A 21,423-nucleotide genomic window follows, 5' to 3' on the forward strand; every position below is an offset into this window, starting at 1 on the left:
GAAAAATGTCCGGGCAGTGCAAAACGTCGTGCTTCGAGCATATCACGAGGCTGTGTGGTGTTCGCTACATGTACAGGCCTGCAGTTGAAGTTGGCGTTTGGCCGGACCGGCGCTAAAGTCCCCGCTTCAATAACGGGAGAACACCATGTCAGGGCTTTTCTTTGCGCTTGCCGTCCTGCTGAGTTTTGCGGTGAGCGCAGCGCCGCTGGACCTCAAGACCCCTGAAGGACAGATTGCAGCCTTGCGCCGCATCCAGTGCTCGGAGGTCGATGGCAAGCCGGTGACTTTCTACTGGAAAGGCGTTGCCTACAGTCGCGTGCCGGGAGAACCGGACCGCCTGCTGTTCCGCGTAGAGGGCATGAATACCCGTCATTGCGGGCCGCTGGCCAATGCAAAGAGCAAGGTCGATTTCCGTCTGGTTACCCGTGAAATCCTGCTCTACGAGGACCCGGCGAGCGGCGAGGTTCTCAAGACCTGGTCCAATCCGTGGACCGGCAAGACGGTTGAAGTGGTGCAGGTGGCCAACGATCCGGTGAATGGCAACTACTCGGTGGTCGGGCGCGACGGGAAGCCGGTCAATCTGCCTTTCGAGGTGCTGGGCAAGCAGTGGTGGCTGAGCACGCCGGTGCCGCTCTTTTATCCCAACCCGCTGGCTGGCGACTACCAGCAGTACATCGGTGGCACCTACCATGCGACCGAGCTGTTCAATTTCTTTGGCGATATCGACGATCTCAACGACCGCAAGCGTGATACCGCCCGAACTGCTGTGAGCTGGCAGCGTCTGTCGTCGTGGCTGCCATGGATGGAAATGGGTGATCGGGCGGGGATGCTGTATTTCCATACAGCCGGCCGCAAGCTCGACAAGTTGGATGATCTGTCGGCGACGATGAAAGCCGAGATCAACAGCAACTATGCCGAATACCGCAATCCGCCGCCGCTCGATGACCAGCGTCCCAACGAGACCAGCTGGACTTATTTCAAGAAGCAGATCGATGCGAGGAAGCCATGAACGTGTCTGATACTGCATCCCGCGAAGTGCCGGTGCGCAATCCGCGCACCGGCCAGGCTGACTACCGTATTTCGCTGGCCGGTGCCGACGAGATCACGGCTGTGGCCGGTCGCCTGAGAGCGAACCAGGTGGCCTGGTCTGCGGCAGGTCCGGCACACCGTGCCGAAGTCATCAAGGCGTGGTCGGCGCGCCTGCTCGCGGCCCCCGGTCCGGTGCTTGATGCGCTGGTGACCGATACGGGCCGGCATCTGGTGGCCCAGCGCGAGATCAATACCCTGGGTGGCATGGTGGCCGGCAATGTGGCGCTGGCGAAATCCGCATTGGTCGAGTCGCCCGAGCGGCCTTCCATCGCGCCGGGGATCCATGCACAGACACAGCTGTTGCCCTATGCGCTCGTCGGTGTGATCAGTCCGTGGAACTTTCCCTTCCTGCTGTCGATGCTGGACACGATTCCGGCGCTGCTCGCCGGTTGTGCGGTGATCGTCAAGCCGAGTGAAGTGACGCCACGTTTTATCGCGCCGCTGATGGCGAGTCTGGCGGAATTTCCGGAGCTCGCCGGTGTCTGCGCTTTCATCACCGGCGACGGCGCAACAGGTGCCGCCCTCATCGAACACGCGGATGCGATCTGTTTTACCGGTAGCGTGGCGACCGGCCGCAAGGTTGCGGCGGCCTGTGCGCAACGCTTCATCCCGGCCTTTCTGGAGCTTGGCGGCAAGGACCCGGCCATCGTACTGGCCTCTGCTGATCCGGACCGGGCTGCGGCGATCGTGTTACGCGCTTCCGTGCAGGCTACGGGACAGGCTTGCCAGTCGATCGAGCGCATCTATGTGGATGCACGGATCAGCAAGGAATTTGTCACGCGTCTCATCGCGCGTGCGGATGCGGTGCCGCTCAATTGGCCGGACAGCCGGCGGGGTCAGATCGGCCCGCTGATCTTTGCCCGTCAGGCAGACATCATCGCGGCGCAACTGGCCGATGCGGTGGGGAAGGGCGCCCGTATCGAGACCGGCGGCGAGATCGAGCGGCATGGCGGCGGCTACTGGCTGCGGCCCACGGTCGTGACCGGCGTGACGCATGACATGTCGTTGATGACCGAGGAGACTTTTGGGCCGGTGCTTCCGGTGATGAGCTTTCGCACAGCCGATGAAGCGGTGCGGTTGGCCAACGACTCGGTCTACGGGCTGTCGGCGGCCGTGTTCGGCGACGAGGCCGAAGCGCTGGCCATCGCACGACAGCTCTTTGTCGGTGCAGTCAGCATCAACGACGGCGGGCTGACCGGCGAGGCCTTCGATGTCGACAAGAATGCCTTCCGGCTGTCGGGCATGGGCGCATCGCGAATGGGCGCTTCCGGGCTGCTGCGCTTTGTGCGCAAGAAAGCCCTTCTCATTCAGCGCGGCGTGGCGAAGGACATGAGCGCTTTCGAGGAATCCACTTCCTCCTAGAACATCGAGTTGTTGCTGGAGGGGTCCAGCTCGGCTGCGACCTTCTTCCGGCTGGGAATGAAATCGCCGGTGATCATCTGGTCGTAGGACATGCCGGGGCCGACCATCGGGTACACGCCCGCATCCGGATCGATGATGACTTCCAAGAATGCCGGTCCCGGAAAACTGATGAACTCGTGGATGACTTTGGGCACATCCGCCTTGCTGTCGAGGCGCACGGCATAGTCGAAACCGTCGGCCTGGGCGGCGCGCACGAAGTCCTTGCGGTGCAAGGACTTGTCGGTCGCCGACAGGCGGCCCTGGTAGTAGAGCTTCTGCCACTGCTTCACCATGCCGTCGCCGAAGTTGTTGAGCACGACGATCTTGATCGGCAACTTGTAGGTCGTGACGGTTTCGAGTTCGCCGAGGTTCATGCGAATGCTCGCATCCCCGTCGATGTCGATGACCAGCCGTTCCGGGTGGGCAAACTGCGCGCCGATCGCCGCCGGCAGACCAAAGCCCATGGTGCCCATGCTGCCGGAGGTGAGCCACAGCCGCGGTTCGCGGAAATCAAAGTACTGCGCGGACCACATCTGGTGCTGGCCGACGCCGCTGGTGATGATGGCATTGCCGCGCGTGTGCCGGTTGATCTGTTCGATGATGTAGTTGGGCTGGATCAGCGGACTGGCCCGGTCGTAGTCCATCGCATAGGTGCGCTTGAGATCGTCAAGTTCCCGGTGCCAGGCGCTGAAGTCGGTGCGCAGCGCATGGCTGTCGGCCCAGGCAATCAGCTGGCGCAGATCACGGTCGAGCAGGCCGACGTTGTGCCAGTCCGCCGCCTTGACCTTGCCGATCTCGCAGGGATCGATATCGAAGTGTGCGACCTTGAGGGCCTTCGGCGCGAACTTGTCCGGCACGGCAGCCACGCGGTCGTCGAAGCGGGCGCCGATCGCGATCAGGAAGTCGCAGTCATCGACCGCATAGTTTGCGGCAGCAGCACCATGCATGCCCAGCATGCGCAGCGCCAGCGGGTCGGTCGTGTCGCAGGCGCCTATGCCCATGAGCGTTGTGGTCACCGGTATGCCAAAGCGTGCGGCGAAGGCGCGCAGGGCTGCAGACGCGTTGGCGCTGACCACGCCGCCACCGGCGTAGATCAGCGGGCGGTGCGAGGCGCGCAGGATGTCGAAGAACGACTTTGCGGCACTGGCCGGGATCTCGCTGCCGATCGCCGCATCGATGCGCTTGCGGTAGGCATCGATGGGCAGCCGGCCGGCACCCTGGAACTCGCCGACCCAGTTCTGTACGTCTTTGGGCACATCGATGACCACGGGCCCGGGCCGGCCCATCGCCGCAATCTCGAAGGCCGTGCGCACCGTTTCCTCGAGCTGATGCGGATCGGTGACCAGGAACACGTGTTTTGCAACCGAGCCCATGATCGCCGAGACCGGTGCCTCCTGAAAGGCATCGGTGCCGATGACATTGGTCGGTACCTGGCCACAGATCACGACGATCGGCACCGAGTCGGCCAGCGAGTCGCGGATCGGCGTAACGGTATTGGTGGCCCCCGGGCCGGAGGTGACCATGCAGACGCCGACGCGACCGCTGGCGCGGGCGTAACCGGCCGCCATGAACCCCGCACCCTGCTCGTTGGCAGGCACGATCAGCGGCAGCGGCGGTACGCCGTTTTCATCGCGGTGTTCATCGTTATAGCGGAACACGGCGTCGTAGGTCGGCAGAATGGCACCACCGCTATAGCCGAATACCGTCTGCACGCCCTCATCGACGAGTACCTGGACGATGATTTCAGCACCCGTCATGCGCTTGCCGGCAAGCGGGTGGGGTCTGGATTCGGCGGTCTGGGTCCGTGTTGTCATAAAGTTGTGTTCAGGGTGATGATCGCGACGCAGCAGGAACGGTCTTCCAGTCTCTCAACAGCTCTCAAACAAGTGGACCGCAAGACTGCTCAGGAGTTTTAACCAACTACTCCCGCATTGCAATAGAAGTGGATCTGGGCGAGTATTCCCGACCCGTTTTTTTTTCCTCAATTGCCTGCCGGTTGTCCGATGCGCCACATTATTTCCATCCTGTTGCGGAACGAGGCCGGTGCGCTGACCCGGGTTGCCGCGCTGTTTTCGACCCGCGGCTACAACATCGAATCCCTGAACGTCGCGCCGACCGAGGATCCGCTCGTGTCGCGCCTGACCCTGGTGACGCTCGGTTCTGATCATGTCGTCCGCCAGATCAACAACCAGCTGCTGAAACTCATCGATGTGGTCAGCATCTTTGACCTCACCGAGGGGGATCACATCGAGCGTGAACTGCTGTTGCTCAAGCTCCGGGTAGAGGACAAGGAACTGGAGCGCATGCGGGAGCTGGTGCAGACAGAGGGCGCGCGCATACTCGATGACCGGCTCGACAGCTATACGCTCGAGCTGACGGGTGCAGCGGCCCGCCTCGACAACTTCATCAACCGCGCGGCCGTGCACGCGGAAATTCGCTCTGTGGTGCGCAGTGGACCGCTGGCTGTAAGACGCGGGGCACCGGCTCATTCGAGCGCGACGTGACGGCCCGGAGTGCCGGCCAATGACGCCAGAGGCACAACAGTCACGTAGCCGGAACGCTGCACTGCGCGGCGCAGGCCGGATCGTGCTCAAGATCGGTTCCTCGCTGCTCGTCGATCGCGAATCGGGCCGGCTCAATCGCGCCTGGCTTGAATCCATCGCCGATGAACTGGCCCGCCTTCAGGCCCGCGACCAGCAGGTGCTGGTGGTGTCTTCCGGGGCGATTGCGCTGGGCCGGCAGTATCTCGGCATGAAGCGCGATCAGCGGCGTCTGGAAGAAGCACAGGCTGCCGCTGCCGCTGGCCAGGTCCTGCTCGCACACGCCTATCAGGATCTGCTTGAGCCGCGTGGCATCAAGATTGCCCAGGTGCTGCTCACGCTCGACGATACCGAGAACCGTCGTCGCTATCTCAATGCCCGGAATACGCTGGAGACCCTCTTGCGGCTGAAGGTGATACCGGTCATCAACGAGAACGACACGGTGGCCACCCAGGAGATCCGCTACGGCGACAATGACCGTCTCGGTGCGCGCGTGGCCGAGATGACCAGTGCCGATGTGCTCGTGCTGCTGTCGGATGTCGATGGTCTCTACGACGGTGATCCGACCCTGAAGTCGGGCGCCACGCTGATCCCGGAAGTGCGCGAACTCACGCCAGCCATCGAGGCGCTGGCCGGTGCTTCGGCCACCGAGTATGGCTCCGGCGGCATGGTGACCAAGCTGGTGGCCGCGCGGATCTGCATGAATGCCGGCTGCGCGACGGTGATCGCCAGTGGCCGCCGGCTGTTTCCGCTGCAGGCCATCGAGGACGGTGCCGCCTGTACCTGGTTTCTGCCGGCGCGCACGCCGCGGCAGGCGCGCAAGCAGTGGATCGCCGGTACGCTCGTGCCGCGCGGCAGCCTGACCATCGATGCGGGTGCCGAGCGCGCACTGCGCGGAGGCAGCAGCCTGCTGCCGGTCGGCGTGGTTGAAGTCAGTGGCGATTTTCAGCCCGGTGATGCGGTGCTGGTGCGCAATGGTGAGGGCCGCGATCTGGCGCGCGGGCTGGTGACCTGCTCCAGCGAGGAGGCACGGCGCATCCGTGGGCGGCGCAGTGAGGAACTCGCCGCGCTGCTGGGCTACAGTGGCCGCGAAGAACTGATCCACCGCGACAACCTCGCCCTGCTGGACAACTGAGCCACACAATCATGAGTACAACACCGAAAGCGTTGCCGGATACCAATACCGCCGGGGATCTCGCCGCGGCGATGCGCGCGCTCGGGCGGCAGGCCCGCGAGGCGGCACGCGAGCTGGCGCGGACCAGCACTGCACAGAAGACGCAGGCGCTGCTGGCAGCCGCCGCGGCGATCCGCGTGCAGCGTGAGCAGATTCTCGCCGCCAATGCCCGCGACATGGCGGCCGCACAGAAACGGAATCTCTCGGCGGCGCTGCTCGACCGCCTCGCGCTTGACGCGAAGCGTGTCGAGGCGATGGCTGCGGGCATCGAAGCGGTTGCGGCATTGCCGGACCCGGTCGGTACCGTCATTGCGGAATGGACGCGTCCGAACGGGCTGCGCATCCAGCGGGTCCGCGTACCGCTGGGCGTGATCGGCATCATCTATGAAAGCCGGCCGAACGTCACGGCCGATGCCGGAGCCCTGTGCCTGAAGTCCGGCAATGCCGTGATCCTGCGTGGTGGTTCGGAAAGTTTTCACTCGAGCCATGCAATCCACGCGGCGCTTGTGGCTGGTCTGCGTGCCGGCGGCTTGCCGGAGACCGCCATCCAGATGGTGCCGACAGCGAGTCGGGATGCGGTCGGTTATCTGCTGGCAAACATGCAGGAATTCATCGATGTCATCGTGCCCCGTGGCGGCAAGAGCCTGATCGCGCGCGTCCAAGCCGATGCGCGTGTGCCGGTGATGGGCCATCTCGAGGGCCTGTGTCACGTCTATGTGCACCGTTCCGCAGATCTGGCGATGGCGAGGGACGTGGTGCTGAACGCCAAGATGCGGCGCACCGGCATCTGCGGTGCCGCTGAAACCCTGCTGATCGACCGCGACTGTCTGGCGACGCACTGGAAGCAGATTGCCGATGCACTTGTGACTGCCGGTTGTGAACTGCGCGGCGATGCCGAGCTGTGTGCGCTCGATGCCCGCGTCAGGCCGGCGACCGAGGCCGACTGGAGTACCGAATATCTGGACGCGATCCTGGCCTGTCGCGTGGTCAGCGATATCGATGCGGCCATTGCGCACATCACGCGCTACGGTTCGGGTCATACCGAGTCGATCATTGCCAGTGATGCCAGGGCCGCGGAACAGTTCCTGCATGATCTGGACAGCGCGATCCTGCTGCACAACGCCTCGACGCAGTTTGCCGACGGCGGCGAGTTCGGCATGGGCGCGGAAATCGGTATCGCGACGGGCCGGATCCACGCCCGCGGTCCGGTCGGCGCCGAGCAGCTCACCAGCTACAAGTATCTGGTCCATGGTACCGGCCAGACCCGGCCCAAATAGGCGTGCCGGCGACGGCGCGCATGCAATTTGACCTGATCGTCATCGGCGGCGGCATCAACGGGGCGGGGATTGCCCGTGATGCCGCGCTGCGCGGCCTGCGTACCTGTCTGGTCGAGAGGGCCGATCTCTGCAGCAGCACCACGCGCTGGTCGAGCCGGTTGATCCACGGCGGGCTGCGCTATCTCGAGTTCGGCGAGCTCGGGCTGGTACACGAGTCGCTGCAGGAGCGCGCCAACCTCTTGCGTAACGCCGGCCATCTGGTCCGGCCGCTGCCACTGCTCATTCCCGTTTTCGCGCACAGCCGGCGCGGCATGAACACCATCGATTTTGGCCTCTGGGTCTACGACCTGCTGTCGATTGGCGGTGTGCTGCCTGGCCATCGACGCCTGTCGCGTGACGCGGCTCTGGCGGAGGTGCCGGCGCTGAATCCGCAGGGACTCGATGGCGGCATCCTGTATCACGATGCACAGGTCACTTTCGTCGAGCGGCTGGTGGTGGAGAATGCGCTGGCCGCGCGGGCGGCGGGGGCAACGATCCGCACCTACACGACGGTCGAGCGCATCGTGCTGGAGGGCAACCAGGTGCAGGGAGTGATGGTGCGCGACAGCCGCAGCGGCCGACAGGAAAGCATTACTGCGCCCGCCATCGTCAACGCCGCCGGTCCCTGGGTAGATCGCGTTCTGGCCGGTGCCGACTGTCCCATGCCGCGATTCATGGGCCCGACCAAGGGCACGCACATCGTGCTGCGCCGCTTTGCCGGCATGTCTGATGTGGCCTGTTATGCCGAAGCGCGCAGCGATGGCCGGCCGTTTTTCATCCTGCCGTGGAACGGCCTGGTGCTGATCGGTACCACGGATACGCGGTGCGATGCTGATCCGGCAAGTGTGCATGCCGAGGAGGGCGAGATCGCCTATCTGCTTGCCGAGACCAGCCATGTTTTTCCGGGGGCCGGACTCGGGCGCGACGATGTGCTGTATGCCTACAGCGGTCTGCGCCCGCTCCCCCGTCAGGGACTGCGCGAGACCGCATCGATCACGCGTCGTCACCAGATCCGTCATCACGGGCGGACGGCGCGCGGTCTGTATTCGGTCATCGGCGGCAAGATCACGACCTACCGGCACCTGGCCGAGGAAGCGGTCGATCAGGTCGTGCACCGTCTGGGTATGCGAGCGCCGCCATGTACGACCGCTGAGCTGGCATTGCCGGGCGGCGGTGGCAGCCGCGAAGATCTTCTGGCTGAACTTGCCCGGGTACCGGGACTCACTGCCGCCAGTCAGGCGCATCTGGTCGATGTCTATGGTGTGCGTGCGCCAGCGGTCGCCGCCTTGACGATCGGTCACCCGGATCTGGCCGAGCCCATCTGCAGCTGGAGTGCCGCCATTGCGGCCGAAGTCGTGTTTGCCGTGCGGCAGGAATTTGCGCTTGGAATGGCCGACATCCTGTTGCGTCGCTGTATGGCCGGCTTGGGCCCCGACCTCGGCCGCGCGGCCCTGGAACTCGCGCTGCCGGTGGCGACGAAATATCTGGGCTGGGATGCCGCGCGCCTGACTGAAGAGCGGGAGGCCTTTGAAGCTGAGATCCGCGTACTGGAATCCGGCCCGCCCGCGGATCCAGTATCTGCCCCATAAGGCGAATGCGTGCCGATGCCCAGCTTTTTGCGGCCAGATCAGGCAGAGTTATGTCATGTACATGCCACTGACACGCAGCATCCGGGTGCTCGGGCTGTCCTTGCTGATGGTCCAGCCGGGCCTGGCTGCGGAAGACGATGCCGGTGCCGGGCCGCCGACGCCGCCTGCCGAAGTGCCGGCCACTCAGTGCACCAAGTCGGGTGCCGACGCGGACCGGTGGATCGACGAGGTTCAGCGTGGCGTCTATTCAGGCGTGTGCGGTGCGGCCGCCTGGTTTGACGGACTTTTCGGCAATCCGCGCTACGACCAGGACTCGAACGAGACTTACGGCCGGCTCGGCCTCTACGAGACGCTGGACCGGCGCGACAATCTCGATACACGACTCAAGCTCAGGGCGCGCCTGGCGCTTCCGGCCCTGCAGAACCGGGCACGGCTCACCCTGGGCCGCGGTGATGAGCAGGAACTGGTCGAGGAGCGGCCTGGCAATACCGAGAATCCCCAGCCCGCCGCGTTGCAGACGGGTACCGATGATGCCTGGCTGCTTGGTCTGGGTTACTCGAAGCAGGACGACCTGGAAAACGGCTTCGACTTCGGTGTCGGGGTGCGACTGCGTTTTCCGGTCGATCCCTACGTCAAGGCCACTTACAGGCACAACTTCATCTTTGACCCCAGGAACATGGTGCGCTTCCGCGAGACGCCCTTCTGGCGCGACAGCCGCGGCTTCGGTGCAACGACCCAGCTCGCATTTGATCACCTCGTGAGTTCCACCCTGCTGCTGCGCTGGAACAACAGCGGCACCATTGCCGAGGACACCACCGGCGTGGACTGGGGAACCAGCGCTGCGGTCTACCAGAGTTTTGGCGGACGCCGGGCCATCAGCTATACGGCCCTGCTGCGCGGTGAAACAGGTGCAGACGTGCCCATACAGAATTATGGTGTCGAGGTTCGTTATCGCCAGCAGGTCTTCCGGCGCTGGCTGTTCATCGATCTGCTGTCTTCGCTGACCTGGCCACGCGAGACGCTGGACGAGAAGCGGGAAATCAACCCCGGCATCGGCGTGGGTTTCGAGATGTTCTTCGGACCGACGCCGGACAACCAGTTGCGCTGATGCCGGACCAGGCCGCGCATATCCTGCGTAGCGTGTTCGGCTACGACGGTTTCCGTCCGCCCCAGGATGAGGTGGTTGCCAGCCTGATCGCTGGTGAGGACGCCCTCGTGCTGATGCCGACCGGCGGCGGAAAGTCCCTGTGCTACCAGATTCCGGCGCTGGTCCGTTACGGCACCGGCGTCGTGATCTCGCCGCTGATCTCCCTGATGCAGGACCAGGTGGCAGCGCTTTGCCAGCAAGGCGTGCGCGCTGCCTTCCTGAACTCGACACTGCGCCCCGACGAGGTTCGCCGGGTAGAGCGCGAGTTGCGCGCCGGCGAGCTCGATCTGCTCTATGTCGCGCCCGAACGGCTGATGATGGAGCGCATGCTCGAGCTGCTCGACGCGGTTCCGATCGCCCTGTTTGCCATCGACGAGGCGCATTGCGTGTCGCAGTGGGGTCATGACTTCCGGCCCGAGTACCTGCAGCTCTCGGTACTGCACGAGCGTTATCCGGAGGTGCCGCGCATCGCACTGACGGCCACCGCAGACGAACGTACGCGGCAGGAAATCATCAGCCGGCTCGGGCTCGACGAAGCGCAGCTGTTCGTCAGCAGCTTCGACCGGCCGAACATCCGCTACCGCCTGCACGAGGGCCAGGCCAACGCTCGTGAGCAGCTGCTGCGTTTCATCCGTGATGAACACCCGGGCGAGGCCGGCATCGTCTACTGCCTGTCCCGGCAAAAAGTGGATGACCTGGCCGCCTGGCTCGGCAGCAAGGGCGTGCCGGCGCTGCCCTACCATGCGGGCCTCAGTGCCGACGTGCGCAGCGCCAACCAGTCGCGATTCATCAGCGAAGAAGGCCTGGTCATGGCGGCGACCATCGCCTTCGGCATGGGCATCGACAAATCCAATGTGCGCTTTGTTGCCCACCTGAGCCTGCCGAAGAGCGTGGAGGCCTACTACCAGGAAACGGGTCGTGCCGGGCGCGATGGCCTGCCGGCCGACGCCTGGATGAGCTACGGCCTGCAGGACGTGATCATGCTGCGGCAGATGATGGCCGAATCGACCGCGGACGATGCGCACAAGCGCGTCGAGCGCCACAAGCTTGATGCGATGCTCGGCCTCTGCGAGCTGACCGGCTGTCGCCGCCAGGCGCTGCTGGCCTACCTCGGCGAGACGCTGCCCGCACCCTGTGGCAACTGCGACAACTGCCTCACGCCGCCCGAGACCTGGGATGCGACGCTGGCGGCGCAGAAGGCGCTGTCCTGCGTGCACCGCACCGGTCAGCGCTTTGGCGTGATGTATCTGATCGATGTGCTGCTGGGCAAGGATGACGAGCGGATCCGCCGCTTTGGCCATGACCGGATCTCGACCTTCGGCATCGGTACGGAAATCGGTGCGACGGCCTGGCGCGGAATCTTTCGCCAGCTCATTGCGCGCGGTCTGCTCAGCGTCGATGTGGACGGGCACGGCGGCCTGCACCTGACGGACGCCTGCCGTGCCGTGCTGCGCGGTGAGGAGCAGCTGTGGCTGCGGCGCGAAGCGCCGGCGGCCAGAAGCCGGGCGAAGCGCGGTGCCGCAAGGTCCGGCAGCAGTGTGGCGGGCAGTTTCTCCACGGCCGCGGACCGTGAGCTCTGGGAAGCGCTGCGCGAGTTGCGCATGAGGCTGGCCAAAGCCCAGAACGTGCCGCCCTATGTGGTATTCCACGACGCGACGCTGGCGGAAATGGTGCGTCAGCGGCCGACAGATCGTGAGGCGCTCGCCACGCTCTCGGGGATCGGCGAGCGCAAGCTGGCGGCCTACGGCGAAGATTTCCTGCAGCTGATCAGGGCAACCGGCAGTCCGGAGCCGGGTTGATCGCATCCGGGCTGAGCGGGGTTGGTCTGTGCGCCGCGCCTACGCAGCAGCATCGAACTCGAAGTGCAGCCAGTGCTTGCCACTCGTATCGTGCTCGAAGACCTTCCATTCCCGGGCCGCATTCCAGCAGATGATCAGTGATCGCAGTCTCTCGCCGTGCGGGCCGAGCAGCGCGCGCAGCTTTTTCGAGGTTCTGACATCGGTCCGCGATGGCGAAGTGTGTCCGTCATGTACCGGGTGGTTGTGATACTGCCGGATCTCGTCGCAGCCGAGCCGCTCGACGTGTTCCTTCCAGCGCGCCGGATTGTCGGCTGCCGAGCAGCGCATCGGTGAACCGATCGAGGCGGTGACGCGTACCGCGATGCCCTGGCGCATGAATGCGGTGACGAAAACTTCGCGCCGCTCGCGGAACATGCCGACCGAAAGTGCTTCCTCCAGGTCGCGGAGCGGCCGGCCGGCGAGTTCGTATGCCTTCTTGAAGTGTTCGCCCTGCTGCCGTTCACGGTAGCCGGCAAAGATCGCGGCAATGCGCCGGTCCAGTTGCCGGAGTTCACGGCGGATGGTTGCGCGGCGCGCCGAGCCGTTGCGGTATGCGGAAAAGAAGCTTCGCCACAGGAAGTGCAGCGGCAGCGGCAGCAGGAGGAGGGCGGCAAGCGCCAGGGCCAGTCCGCTGCGGTAATTGCCGGCGCTGAAGGCCAGGGCAACTGCGGCGATGACCGTCGGCAGCATGATCGCCACATGCTGCCGACGGGTCAGCGGACCCAGTTCAGCCTGCAGAACCTCGTATCGGGACACGGGTTCGGCAGAGACGACTACATGTTCCGGATCAGGGCGTCGCCGAACTCGGAGCACTTCACTTCGCGGGCGCCATCCATCAGTCGCGCAAAGTCGTAGGTTACGGTCTTGTCGCCGATGGTCTTGTCCATCGCGTTGATGATGCTGTCGGCGGCTTCCGTCCAGCCCATGTAGCGCAGCATCATTTCGCCGGACAGGATCACCGAACCCGGATTGACCTTGTCGAGGTCGGCATACTTCGGTGCGGTGCCGTGGGTGGCCTCGAACACGGCATGACCGGTCATGTAGTTGACGTTGCCACCCGGCGCGATGCCGATACCGCCGATCTGGGCGGCCAGCGCGTCGGACAGGTAGTCGCCGTTGAGGTTCATCGTGGCGATCACGTCAAACTCGGCCGGGCGGGTCAGCACCTGCTGCAGCGTGATGTCGGCGATGGCGTCCTTGATGAGTATCGCGCCCTTCGCCAGTGCAGCTTTCTGCTCTTCGTTGGCGGCCTTTTCGCCCTTGTCGGCCTTGGTGCGTTCCCACTGGTCCCAGGTGTAGACCTTGCTGCCGAATTCGCGTTCTGCAACCGCATAGCTCCAGTTGCGGAAGGCGCCTTCGGTGTACTTCATGATGTTGCCCTTGTGCACGATCGTGACGCTCTTGCGCTTGTTGGCAATCGCATACTCGATCGTCGCGCGGAACAGCCGCTCGGTGCCTTCCTGCGAAATCGCCTTGATGCCGATGCCCGAAGTGTTCGGGAAGCGGATCTTGCCGTACTCCTTCGGGAAGTTGGCCTTGAACAGTTCGAGGAACTTCCTGTTGGCTTCGGTGCCCGCTTCAAACTCGATGCCGGCATAGATGTCTTCGGTGTTCTCGCGGAAGATCACCATGTCCACTTCTTCCGGTTTCCTGACCGGCGAGGGTACGCCCTTGAACCAGCGCACCGGGCGCAGGCAGACGTAGAGGTCGAGCATCTGGCGGAGCGCGACGTTCAGCGAGCGGATACCGCCACCGATCGGCGTCGTCAGCGGGCCCTTGATCGAAACCAGGTATTCGCGGCAGGCATCGACGGTGGCGTCCGGCAGCCAGGTGTTGTAGTTGTCCCAGGCTTTCTGGCCGGCGAAGACTTCCAGCCAGTGAATCTTGCGCTTGCCGCCGTAGGCCTTGGCGACCGCGGCATCAAGTACACGCACCGAGGCGCGCCAGATGTCGGGGCCGGTGCCATCGCCTTCGATGAACGGGATGATCGGGTTGTTCGGGACCGTCAGCTTGCCGTTGCTGATGGTGATCTTGGCGCCGCCCGCAGGTGCGCTGAGCTTTGGTTCTGCCATCTTGGGTTCCTTGGGGAAACAGCTTCGCGAAGCCGGGGATTATCGCAGTCCGGCATCCCGCCCGTAAACGTCTGGCCGGAAATTGACCTCGCCTGTAGGTGTTACCCACGATGTCAGGTAGACGATATAGACCGGAATCGGTCTCGGGAGGGTGACGTTCCGGGTTCTGGTCCGGTCCGCGACGCCGGCCGGCAGCGGCGTTCCCTCGAGCAGCAGCCTGACCAGCTCCTCCGGCTGCTCCAGGCGGATGCAGCCTGAACTCAGTGTCCGGCTCGACAGATCGAACAGTCGTCGCGACGGTGTGTCGTGCAGGTAGATGTCGAATGTATTGGTCATCGTCAGCTTGTAGCGGCCGAGGCTGTTGAGCGGACCCGGTTTCTGCAGCAGCCGGTAGGGAAAGCGCTCCGGGCTGACGTGCTGCCAGTCGATCTTCCGGGCATCCATTTCGCGGGCATCCGGGCCGCTGCCGCGAAACACACGGATGCCGAGCCGGCTGAAAAAGTCGGGATCGACCTGCTGGGCGGGCAGCAGGTCTTCAACGGCGATGGTCGGTGGCACGGACCAGGACGGATTGACGACGATCTGCCGCACTTCGTCCTGGAAGCTCGGTGTGGGCCGGCTCGGATGGCCGGCGATGACCTTCATGCGCAGCACTGTCTCGCGGTGGTCCACGTACTCGAGTGAACCCTCGGGTACGTTGATCCACAGATAGCGCGGTCCGGGGTCGCGCGGCAGCCAGTTCCAGCGCGTGATCGTGGCCTGCAGCTGCTGCATGCGCGCCGCGACGGGCACGTTCAGCGCCGCGCGCGTGCGCTCGTCCAGCTGGCCCGACTCTGGCAGCGCGTGGCGGCGCTGAAAAGACTGCAGCGCCTGTTGCAGGGGGGTATCAAAGAACCAGGCATCGGCAGTTGCCGGTATGCCGCTGAAATCACCGCCGATGCGCAGGCGATCACGCAGCAGGGCGACTCGCTCATCGCGTTGTCCGGCCTGCGGCATCGTGCCAGCGGGGATTTCCGGCCAGCCACCCGCAGCGGCGATCTCCCGGTAACGGGCGAGTGCCTCGCGCAGCCGCACGGCCTCGGGCCGTTGCGATTCGCCGGCGGTATCGGGTGCAAGCGGGATGTGCCAGGCCGGATCCCGGGCTGGTACCAGGGCCGGTACCTCGGGTGGTGCGGCCCAGGCCGCTGTATTCAGCAGCAGCGCGAGGGCCAGTATGCTGGCCCGCAATTCGGTGGCCTCTCAGCCGGTGCGGCGGAAGCGGCGCCGTGCGGCCAGTCCACCGAGAGCAGTCCCGAGCAGCCAGATGCTGGCCGGCAGCGGCACAGCGCTGATATTCACCTGCGCGTCGATGAATGTCGGGGTGAAGGCCTGCTTGTTGGGCAGATAGTTGGCGAAGCTGCTGGCCAAAATGCTCGCATCCTGAAGATCGAGAACTGTCGGGCTGCCGGGGGAGGTGACGCCAATTGCTGTGAAGCTGAATATACCGACCGTACCGGTATCAGCAGCCTTGTTGAAACCGAGGCGTACTGTCTGGGTATTGCCACTCGTGGTGACCGTCGGCGAGTAGATAAAGCCGAGACCAGTCGTCAGGCTGAAGCCATCGTAGCGCAACAGGGTCTGGTCAAAGCTCACCCTGATTTCGCCACCGTGCTGTCCCGGGTGTGTGCCCGGTACTTCCGCAGCATTGAGTGCCAGGTTTACGGTAAAGGCGCTGTTCTGCTGCACTGTGCCAGCAGAGGGCATGAGAGCGAGACTGGCAGCCTGCGCGGCAGTACCGGTAACGATCAGCAGCAGCGTGGCAGTCAGGCGTTGGATTTTTTGCATGGCGTTTCTCGCGTAAACAAGCCGGTCAGGGGTTGATGACAGATGTGCCGATCACTTCGCGGAGCAGGCCTATATCCTTGATGCGGCCCTGTCCCTCGACTGTGACATCAATGATGTGAGCGATGCCGCGCGGGCCACCCTGTTCACCCACCAGTGCGCCCTGCACGAAGCTCTGGGCCGCGTTGACATTGCTCGTGAACTGCCCCGGTTGTGAAATCAGATCCGCACCACTCACCGTGCCACCGGCACCGAAGCTGTAAGCGGGGTTGGTCCAGCTGCCGGTCCAGGTCGGGTTGGTGCCGAAGGCGATGGTCATGGAGCCGACCGTGGCGGGGTCCACCCCCATCGCCCCTGCAAAGTTCAGGCTGACGTTGCCCGCGTTGAGCGTGTCGAGCCCCGCCTGGCTGGTGGCAACGCCCCATGCAAAACGACCTGACCGGGCGCTTTCGAGCGTGCCGTGGGCCCACAGATCAGAGGCGATCAGGGCCTGCCCCTCGCCATCCTGTTCCATGCTGGCATTCAGGTAAGAAAGGATATCTCCCTCGCTGCCGCTAGCGCGGATATAACCCGGACCGTCGGCATAGGTGGTCATCGCGACCGACTCGATGTTTTCTCCGCCGCTTTCCGGGGCGATGCTGAAGCGGGTGCTGTCGGGCGCCATGTCAAAGCGTCCGAACGCCGTGTCCTCTGCGTCATCCGTGAAAGCGGTGCCACTGACGATGGTTGCAAATCCGCAAGGCGTTCCGGGCGTGCAGCTGCCGAGCGGTGGCTCGGGCGGAACCGCTGCGAGCAGCGGCTGGCACTGCCCGGTGCGCGCATCGCAGATCTCGCGATCCGGTATGGGCTGTTGCGACGGGTCTTCCGTAAAGCCGGCCGCCGGTGCCACGCTGGCCCACGGTCCCCAGCAGAGCACCGAGTCCGCTGCACCGGGTCCTGCACAGGGATCAACGGCCGCGATCCGGGCGGGCGCAGCGGCGACAGGCAGCGCCGCGGCCTGGGCAAGCTGGTCCTTGCAGTCATTGATCACCTGCTTCGGCGCAGCCTTGGGGTCGGTCGCCCAGCGCTCGATCAGGGCGGCGCAGTCGGCATCGGACTGGGGTGCGCCGGCTGCCGTCGCCGCCAGTGGTGAAGCGAACAAGAACAGAACGGTCAACAGACTGAAGGTCTTCATGCTGGTCTTCCCCGGGGCACCGCTGTAGCGCGGCTTGCCCTCGTTATATTTATTGCCTGTCCATCCAGGGACAGCTGTTTATCTTTCTACACCGAATCGTGTCGCAGGTCACCGGTTGCGTACTTTTGTGTGAACTGCGTCACATTTTCCATAAGCTGTCTATTTGACTTTCTGTCTCAGAAATTACGCGCCAGGCCGAGATTGACGACGTCGCGATCGTATTCATAGATCGCGACATTCGAATCGTTGTTCGTGTGCACCCAGCTGCCGAGCAACACCCAGTTCTGCAATGCATTGCTGCGGAACTCGTGCTGAAAACCCAGGGTCAGACGGATTTCGTCCTCGTCGCGCACTGTCGGCGCGAATGGCGCGGGCTCCGGTCCGTCGAATTCGTAGTTCCGGTAATTGACCCGCGCGTATACCGAGCCACCCTGCCAGGCATCAACGATGACGCCGAGCATCAGGTCCGGCGTGTTGTAACCGAAACGATCATCGTCGGCATTGAAGTCGGCATAGCCGATGCCGCCCTGTACGCCGATCGTATGGTTCCGGAAGTAGTGGGTGATGACTGCATTTGCGCTCAGGTACACGCCGTCCCGCCCGTCTTCATCATTGTCGTGATAGCGGCGATCGGTTGCGATGCCATCCAGCGACAGCTCGGTGTTGCTGCTCAGGTCCCAGGTGATGTTCGGGTTCAGCGTCGTGAACCAGGCGAGGTTGCTGCCACCGAGAAAGATCTGGTCACCCTGCAGCGCGATGCCGGCGCGCCAGTGGCCGGATACCACCCAGGCGGGACCGGTGCGCAGGGTCAGGATGCCGAGGTTGTAGTCGCTCTCATCGGCGTAGGCGCGGTAGTAGGCGTTGGCCTGGCTCTGCCACAGGAAATATCCCTGCTGTTCACCGGCATCGAAACGCCGGCCCGGATTCCAGGTGTGGGCGATGCCGGGGCTGATGACCATCCCGAAGTCGTCCTTCTCCTGTGATTCGGGCAGCACGAGTGCAGGGTTGCCGTTGATGTCGATGATGTCGCGTGTGGGTCCGACGTTGACGTTGGAGTCATACATCAGGCCGGCATAGATCGAGGGCGTCCAGGTATGCCGGGCCGTGTTTTTCTTCTGGTCGGCGTCGATCTGGGCCAGGAAGGCGAGGACCGTCGCGCGCACCGTCGGCGGCGTGTTCGGGTCGTCGGCTACGCGCTGTGCTTCCTCGCGTGCCTTGGGATAGTCCTCGGACAGGTAGTACACCCGGGCCAGTTCAAGCCGCGCCCGGCTCAGGCTCGGGTTCGTGGTCAGCAGGCTGGTCAGGCGTTCCCGTGCCGTACGCAGCTTGTTCTGGTCGATCGCCTGCATGGCCTGGTCAAAGTCGTCCTGCAGATCGTCGGCGAGCAGCGGCGTACAGATCAGCAGAAGAGCCAGGAAGGGGGCTGGCGACAATCGGCGCAAGAGCTTGCTTTCCATAATCCTTTTTGTTCTAGTCGCAAACACTTGTACACAGTACTTGATGACGATCCACAGCTCAAATTAACCATGTCGGCTTTTGTCAAAGCAACTCTCCGGCTGCTTGCCGTCTGCCTGCTCGGCGCAGGCCAGAATGCGGCGCAGGCCTTTCCGGCAGACCTGTTCGGCTATGCCCAGGAACCCCAGCAACGGCTGGCGGATTTCCCCCAATGGCTGCGGGTGCTCGAACGCCATCTGGCTGACGACCTGCAGGATGGAGACTGCGCTGCACGGACGATCAACCGTTGTCATATGGCCGAGTGGCGGCGCTTCATCGACCAGACTCGCCGGCTGCCCGCAGGCGAGCAGCTGAAGGCCGTAAACCTCTATGCGAACAGTCGTGACTACGTGCTCGATCTGCAGAACTATGGCGTCGAGGACTACTGGGCAATCCCGCGCGAGTTCCTGAACAACGGTGGCGACTGCGAGGACTACGCCATCACCAAGTTCTTCTCGCTGCGCTGGCTCGGCCTGCCGGACGATGACATGCGCCTGGTGATCGTGCAGGACACCAATCTGCGCGTGCCCCATGCGGTGCTGGCGGTTGCGCGCGGTGCCGACGTGTTCATTCTCGACAACCAGGTGCAGGCGGTGCTTTCGCAGCGGGATGTCGTCCACTACGCGCCGGTGTTTTCCATCAATGAATCCCATTGGTGGATTCACGTCCCGCGTACGCCATGACCGAGCAGCGAAATATCCGCCGGTCGGTGATGGCGGCCATTCTGGCGCTGGTCGTGCTGGTGGGCGCCGGCGGAGTGCTGATCAACATATATATAGAGAACGAACGACAGCGCGACCTCCTGCAATGGGAGACGCGCCTCGGCCTGGTGGCCGACAGCAAGGCCGATGCGCTGTCCCGGTCGCTGGCTGCCGATCAGCGCGATCTGCGCGAACTGGCCAACAACGCATCGCTGCAGCTCTACCTGTGGCAGCTGGTGCGCGCGCGTCAGCAGACGCCGGATGGCGCGCAGGTCGAGTCGGCGCAGCAAGCCTATCTGCGCAACCTCATGCTCGCAGCGGCCGAGCGTGGCGGCTATATGCCCGATCCCGCTGCCCGCGTTCCGGCCAACCTGCCGCGTTCGCTCAGTTACGGCCTGGCGCTGCTCGATGCCGAACTGCGGCCGGTGGTGGTCACATCGGGTCTCGGCGAGCTGGCGGACAGCTATGGTGACGTGATGCGTCACGCACTCGCGAACCCCGGCACGACGCTGGTCGATCTGCGGCTTGATGCCCAGGACCGCGCCGTCGTGGTGATCGCGGTATCGGTGGCTGCGGTGTCGGGTTCCCTGACCGGTGGCGGCCCGCCCAACGGCGTGCTCATCGGTGTGCGCAGCGCCGAGCAGGAACTCTATCCGCTGCTCAGTCGCGGGCCGGCCTTTGCCGAAGAGAGTGAAACCCTGCTGGTGGCGCGCCATGACGACACCATCGTCTTCCTTTCGCCGACCCAGGATGGCGGCGCGCCTCTGCGCCGCAGCCTGCCGATCGAGCGTTCCGATCTTGCTGAAGTTGCCGCCGTGCTGTCGCCGGGCCGGTTCGTGAGCCTCGACAACTATCGCGGTGTGCCGGTATTGCAGGTCAGCCGGCGGATCCGTGGCCTGGTATCTGCCGGCGAGCCGTGGGTGCTGATTCAGGGTGTCAACGCGAAGGATGCCTTGAGCACGGCTGATGAGCGCCGGCGCTTTCTGCTCGCGACGCTGTCCCTGCTGCTGTTCAGTATCGCGACGCTATCAGTGGCGGCGTGGCGCCACGGCAGCAGCGTGCGCGCACGGCATCAGGCGGAAGAGCTGCGCAGCAAGGCTGCCAAGCTGCAGAAGCAGACCGATCTGCTGCATACGATTACCGACAATATCGATGTGCTGACCGTGCTGATGAACCGCGACCAGGAAGTGGTGTTTACCAACCAGGCCACGGCGAATGCGGCAAAAAACACGATAGCCGGCATGGTCGGCAGCCGGATCAGCGCGATATTCGGCACAAACATGGCAGCCGAGATCGCCGCGCTCAGCGACGAAGCGCGCCGGCGGCGTGTGCCGGTACAGCGCGTCATGCAGCTGCAGATCGATTCCACGCTGGGCAGTTACCAGGCCAGCTTCATACCGGTCGAGCGGATCGGCGAGCGAAGGCAACTGGTCCTGCTGGTGCTGAGTGATGTCACCGACCTGCGTCTGGCCGAGCAGCACCATGCAGACATGCTGCGCAGCCTGGTCAGCGCACTTTCCGATGCGGTGGATCTGCATGACCCGTACTCGGCCCATCACGCGAACCGCATGGCGGAAGTGGCGCAGGCGGTTGCGCGCGAACTCGATCTGCCGACGGACGAACAGGAAACGCTGGGACTCGCGGCGACACTGGCCAATATCGGCAAGATCATGTTGCCGGGCGACCTGCTCACCAAGACAGAACCGTTGACGGCAGCCGACCGCGAACTGCTGCAGAAACACGTCAATTACAGCCTGGAGCTGCTCAAGGGCCTGGACTTCGATGGGCCGGTGCTCGATGTCATCGCCCAGAAGCAGGAGCGTCTGGACGGCAGTGGCTATCCTCGGGGGCTGACCGAAGAAGAGATGAGCCTGTCGGGGCGGATCCTCTCGGTCGCGAATGCCTTCGTCGCGCTGGTCAGTGCGCGTGCCTACCGGCAGGGGATGTCCATGGATGATGCGCTGGCCGAGCTGCTGCGCGGCGCTGGCACCCAGTTCGACCGCCGGGTGATCGCGGCGCTGTTCCACGTCGTCGAGAATCGCGGCGACTGGTCCAGCTGGTCCTGAA

Annotated in this window: 17 protein-coding genes; 10 read left to right on the plus strand and 7 right to left on the minus strand. The window is 64.2% G+C overall.

The annotated features are described in order from the left end of the window. Window positions 1–145: 145 nt before the first annotated feature. Window positions 146–1,009, plus strand: a complete 864-nt coding sequence (locus H6979_10240; GenBank protein ID MCP5140225.1) for a DUF1838 domain-containing protein — start codon at window positions 146–148, stop codon at window positions 1,007–1,009. Further along, window positions 1,006–2,451, plus strand: coding sequence for an aldehyde dehydrogenase family protein (locus tag H6979_10245; protein ID MCP5140226.1), 1,446 nt, complete (start codon window positions 1,006–1,008; stop codon window positions 2,449–2,451). Before H6979_10240 ends, H6979_10245 begins: the two co-directional genes overlap by 4 nt. Here the strand turns inward: H6979_10245 and ilvB are convergent. Continuing rightward, complete coding sequence (gene ilvB / locus H6979_10250; GenBank protein ID MCP5140227.1) at window positions 2,448–4,247, minus strand: biosynthetic-type acetolactate synthase large subunit; 1,800 nt, start codon at window positions 4,245–4,247, stop codon at window positions 2,448–2,450. The two genes, H6979_10245 and ilvB, sit on opposite strands and share 4 nt — an antisense overlap. 246 nt (window positions 4,248–4,493) lie before the next feature. Between ilvB and ilvN the strand changes: the two genes are divergently transcribed. Genes ilvN through recQ form a run of 6 tightly spaced genes read left to right on the plus strand, consistent with a single transcriptional unit; the run spans window position 4,494 to window position 12,055 of the window. Beyond that, complete coding sequence (ilvN, locus tag H6979_10255) at window positions 4,494–4,994, plus strand: acetolactate synthase small subunit (GenBank protein MCP5140228.1); 501 nt, start codon at window positions 4,494–4,496, stop codon at window positions 4,992–4,994. A 19-nt stretch (window positions 4,995–5,013) separates the two neighbouring features. Next, window positions 5,014–6,165, plus strand: coding sequence for a glutamate 5-kinase (locus H6979_10260; GenBank protein MCP5140229.1), 1,152 nt, complete (start codon window positions 5,014–5,016; stop codon window positions 6,163–6,165). Between the two features lie 11 nt (window positions 6,166–6,176). Then, complete coding sequence (locus H6979_10265) at window positions 6,177–7,481, plus strand: glutamate-5-semialdehyde dehydrogenase (GenBank protein ID MCP5140230.1); 1,305 nt, start codon at window positions 6,177–6,179, stop codon at window positions 7,479–7,481. Between the two features lie 20 nt (window positions 7,482–7,501). Next, the gene (gene glpD, locus H6979_10270; GenBank protein MCP5140231.1) at window positions 7,502–9,109 is read left to right on the plus strand and encodes a glycerol-3-phosphate dehydrogenase; all 1,608 of its coding nucleotides are present in this window, start codon (window positions 7,502–7,504) and stop codon (window positions 9,107–9,109) included. A 55-nt stretch (window positions 9,110–9,164) separates the two neighbouring features. Then, a complete protein-coding gene (locus H6979_10275) occupies window positions 9,165–10,217 on the plus strand; it encodes a hypothetical protein (GenBank protein MCP5140232.1) in 1,053 nt (350 codons plus the stop codon). Then, a complete protein-coding gene (gene recQ, locus H6979_10280; protein ID MCP5140233.1) occupies window positions 10,217–12,055 on the plus strand; it encodes a DNA helicase RecQ in 1,839 nt (612 codons plus the stop codon). Before H6979_10275 ends, recQ begins: the two co-directional genes overlap by 1 nt. A gap of 39 nt (window positions 12,056–12,094) precedes the next feature. Here the strand turns inward: recQ and H6979_10285 are convergent, their stop codons facing one another. From H6979_10285 to H6979_10310, 6 genes are all read right to left on the minus strand, one after another. Beyond that, on the minus strand, window positions 12,095–12,850 hold the full coding sequence (locus H6979_10285; protein ID MCP5140234.1) for a hypothetical protein: 756 nt from the start codon (window positions 12,848–12,850) through the stop codon (window positions 12,095–12,097). Window positions 12,851–12,867: 17 nt separating this feature from the next. Then, on the minus strand, window positions 12,868–14,166 hold the full coding sequence (gene icd, locus H6979_10290; protein MCP5140235.1) for an NADP-dependent isocitrate dehydrogenase: 1,299 nt from the start codon (window positions 14,164–14,166) through the stop codon (window positions 12,868–12,870). A gap of 39 nt (window positions 14,167–14,205) precedes the next feature. Then, window positions 14,206–15,393: a L,D-transpeptidase family protein gene (locus H6979_10295; GenBank protein ID MCP5140236.1), complete on the minus strand. Its 1,188-nt coding sequence runs from the start codon at window positions 15,391–15,393 to the stop codon at window positions 14,206–14,208. Window positions 15,394–15,405: 12 nt separating this feature from the next. Continuing rightward, window positions 15,406–15,990, minus strand: coding sequence for a VPLPA-CTERM sorting domain-containing protein (locus tag H6979_10300; protein MCP5140237.1), 585 nt, complete (start codon window positions 15,988–15,990; stop codon window positions 15,406–15,408). 25 nt (window positions 15,991–16,015) lie between these two features. Next, window positions 16,016–17,161: a hypothetical protein gene (locus H6979_10305; GenBank protein MCP5140238.1), complete on the minus strand. Its 1,146-nt coding sequence runs from the start codon at window positions 17,159–17,161 to the stop codon at window positions 16,016–16,018. 176 nt (window positions 17,162–17,337) lie between these two features. Then, window positions 17,338–18,618: a DUF560 domain-containing protein gene (locus tag H6979_10310; GenBank protein MCP5140239.1), complete on the minus strand. Its 1,281-nt coding sequence runs from the start codon at window positions 18,616–18,618 to the stop codon at window positions 17,338–17,340. Between the two features lie 69 nt (window positions 18,619–18,687). On the opposite strand from H6979_10310, the gene H6979_10315 reads away from it, so the two are divergent. Both H6979_10315 and H6979_10320 read left to right on the plus strand, forming a co-directional pair. Beyond that, on the plus strand, window positions 18,688–19,338 hold the full coding sequence (locus H6979_10315) for a transglutaminase-like cysteine peptidase (GenBank protein MCP5140240.1): 651 nt from the start codon (window positions 18,688–18,690) through the stop codon (window positions 19,336–19,338). Beyond that, complete coding sequence (locus H6979_10320) at window positions 19,311–21,422, plus strand: HD domain-containing protein (protein MCP5140241.1); 2,112 nt, start codon at window positions 19,311–19,313, stop codon at window positions 21,420–21,422. Before H6979_10315 ends, H6979_10320 begins: the two co-directional genes overlap by 28 nt. Window position 21,423 lies beyond the last annotated feature (1 nt).

It is taken from the genome of Chromatiales bacterium (assembly GCA_024234935.1).
In the GTDB taxonomy this organism is placed as follows: Bacteria; Pseudomonadota; Gammaproteobacteria; order Steroidobacterales.